The sequence below is a fragment of the Streptomyces sp. NPDC003042 genome (genome assembly GCF_053591315.1).
This window is the reverse complement of sequence record NZ_JBSFTP010000169.1, coordinates 1-3,062: the sequence shown is the minus strand read 5'-3', so window position 1 is coordinate 3,062 and position 3,062 is coordinate 1. Positions and strand designations below refer to the sequence as shown.

At 67.7% G+C, this 3,062-nt stretch carries 2 protein-coding genes; one reads left to right on the top strand and one right to left on the bottom strand.

Features of this window, described 5'->3' with window-relative positions:
• Positions 1 to 1,257: 1,257 nt before the first annotated feature.
• Positions 1,258 to 1,635 (bottom strand): hypothetical protein, encoded by a 378-nt coding sequence (locus tag ACWDYJ_RS36095; protein ID WP_451569833.1) that lies wholly within the window; start codon positions 1,633 to 1,635, stop codon positions 1,258 to 1,260.
• Between ACWDYJ_RS36095 and ACWDYJ_RS36090 the strand changes: the two genes are divergently transcribed.
• The gene (locus ACWDYJ_RS36090; protein ID WP_451569832.1) at positions 1,535 to 2,677 is read left to right on the top strand and encodes an RNA-guided endonuclease InsQ/TnpB family protein; all 1,143 of its coding nucleotides are present in this window, start codon (positions 1,535 to 1,537) and stop codon (positions 2,675 to 2,677) included. The genes ACWDYJ_RS36095 and ACWDYJ_RS36090 overlap by 101 nt on opposite strands.
• Positions 2,678 to 3,062: the final 385 nt, after the last annotated feature.

The window sequence follows — 3,062 nt, the reverse complement described above, 5'->3', positions numbered from 1 at the left end:
TCGCTTCGCGATGGCCTTCGGCCACCCTTGACCGACCGTCCCGCCCCGGACATACGAAGACTGTCGGGAAACCCCCAAAAGAACGGCACGGGGGGGAGGAGCGGGCATGCGAGGTCATCAGGGATGCGCGACTGGAGCCAAGGGGACCAGCGGCCATCTCAAGGCGGCCGGATGGAGGCCGGGAGCGTGGGCGCGCATCAGATCGCTACTCGCTCCGCATGTCTCGGCGACTGCCACCCGTCCGTGGCTGGCCACAAACCGCCCAAGCCACCTGCGCACCTCGCGTCGAAGGCGACCGCCGCCCGTCTGTGGGCGGGCCACAGGCCGCCCAGCCACCTGTGCACCTCGCGTGGAAGGCGGCCGTCGCCTGTCTGTGGCTGGTCACAGGCCGCCCAAGCCACCTGCGTGCCTCCCCATGCGGGCGACCGTCGCCCGTCTGTGGCTGAAGGCCCCAAACAGCGCTCATGCCGAGCTGTGGAGCGGTCAGAGTGGCGTTCACATCACAAACACGCGTACAAACTGCGGAAATTGGGGCAATCTGTCGGCCTTTCGCCCGCCCACTCGCCCAGACCGCAATCCACGACGGCATACCCGCCGTCTGCCACCCTTCACCCCAGTGGACGGTCAGCGCCGTCGATGAGAGGTGACCAGAGAGCATGAGCGGCACGGCGGGGCATGCTAGGTGATCAGGGATGCACACGGCCTGCAACCCGGGAGGCCGGCGGTCATCTCACGGCGGCCGATCTGTAGGCGGACTGGCATGCCCTGGGGAGGGGTTCGGGCAGCAGAGGTGAATCCATGGGGCGGCCGCTGCTGAGGGCGGGTCTGGAGGAGGTCTCTGCCACGGCTCTGCCGATGTGGGCCGCCAGGGCAGGAATCTACGACCCGGCGTGGACGGGGCGGAAGGACGCCTTCGTGGCCCACGACGACCCCCACCGGATCGAGCGCGGGAACAGCGGCTGGTACGAGCTGGCCACCACCTGCGGACTCTTCGACGCCGACCGTCAGTTCCTCCTGACGCTGCCCACGTACGCCTTGAGCGCACAGAAGCTCCACGCGCCGCTGGGACATCGTCGGCGCGGGTGCTGCCCTGTCGGCCTGTACGCGGGCTACCCGTGTCGCCGTCGACACCTCCGTCTCCCTGTGCCGAATCCTGGGAAACCGGCTTCAGCGTGGTCGCCTTTACCCGGCCTGCGGAGAGTCTGCACATCCATCAACGGCGGGTCGAGGCCCTCGCCTGGGTAGCCACCACTCCGGTCACAGCTCGTATGGGTAGACCTCAAGTCCCCACACCTTGAACGTGATCCGCTGACCGATCTGCAGCTCGTCCTTGCGCGACTCGATCTCGACCATCGTCACGTTCGGACCGATCCTGAGCTGAACGACGTCATCACCGGGCTCACCGACATCCAGCACCTCACCCGTGATGACGGTGCAGTCCAGCTCGTAGGAGACGACACCGGTAGTGGCGGATGCCGGGCATGCCCGGTGGACCTTCCGCGTGCGCGTGTCGTCTGCCGCTCTCGCCGCCCTGATGGGCGAGTGGGACCGGTGCCGCTGGGTGTGGAACGAGTGCTGCGCGAAGTCGAAGCAGACGCATGGGTGGAACAGGGACCGGCCCGGGGGGAGGGACAAGCGGACCTGCGGACCGGCGCAGCTCGACAGGATGTTGACTGAAGCCCGCGCCAGGAACACCTGGCTTCGTGAAGGGTCCTCGGTTCCGCAGCAGCAGTTGATCCGGGATTTCGGGAAGTCCCGCGCCAAGGCGCACAAGGACATCAAGGAGCGTTTGCCGATGCGGCAGCGGGCCGGGATGCCCAGGTGGAAGAAGAAGCGCGAAGCCCGGCCGAGTCTCAACTACACCTTACGCGGGTTCCGGTTGAAGGACGGCCGCCTGTACCTGGCGGGCGGTATCGCCCTGACGGTGGTGTGGTCGCGGGACCTCCCGGCCGACCCGTCCAGCGTGCGCGTCTATCAGGACAGCCTCGGGCATTGGTACTGCTCCTTCGTCGTGCCCGCCGAGGTGCAGCCGCTCCCGGAGACGGGTGCGGTGATCGGGATCGACTGGGGCGTGCGCGAGACCGCGACCACCACATCCGACGTCCACGACCTTCCGCACGCCGAGCACGGCAAGACGGCCGCGCAGAAGCTCGCCCGATACCAGCGGATGATGGCCCGCCGCAAGCCCCCGAAGGGCGAGCCCGGCTCGAAGGGCTACAAGCATGCGAAACGGCAGGCTGCGAAGCTGCACAAGAAGGTGGCCCGGCAGCGTCAGGACACCGGCCGCAAGTGGGCCAAGAAGGTCGTGCGCGACCACGACGCGCTGGCGGTGGAGGACTTCCGGCCGAAGTTCCTCGCCAAGACGACCATGGCCCGCAAGGCGGCCGACGCGGCGATCTCCGCGACGAAGACGGCCCTGGTCGAGATGGGCCGCAAGCACGGCCGTGCCGTGCACCTGGTCCACCCCACGCACACCAGCATGGACTGCGCACCGTGCGGAGCGAGAACCAAGCACGCACTACCTCTCTCGGAGCGAACGTATGCCTGCACCGTGTGCGGAGTCGTATCCCCCAGGGATAAGAACTCCGCCCGCGTGATGCTGGTCCGGGCTGGTCTCAACCCGGCTAGTGCTGATCGTGGAAGACCGGACCAGGCGCCGCCTGGCCTGGCAGCGTGAGCTAGAAATCCCCGAACAGCCCTGGAGGGTGAGGAATCCCCTCCCTTCAGGGAGGGGAGGATTCAACAGAGCTGACGATCCCACATCGACCATCATCGGTGCTCCGACCACAGACGGGCGATGGTCGCCTTCCATGCGAGGTGCGCAGGCGTCGTGGGCGGCTTGTGTCCGGCCACAGACGGGTGGCAGTCGCCGAGACGTGCGGAGCGAGTAGCGATCTGATGCGCGCCCATGCCCCCGGGCTCCATCTGGCCGCCGTGAGGTGGAGGCCGGCCCTGGATATCAGCTCGCGCATCCCTGATGACCTCGCATGCCCGCTCCTCCCCCCGTGCCGTTCTTTTGGGGGTTTCCCGACAGTCTTCGTATGTCCGGGGCGGGACGGTCG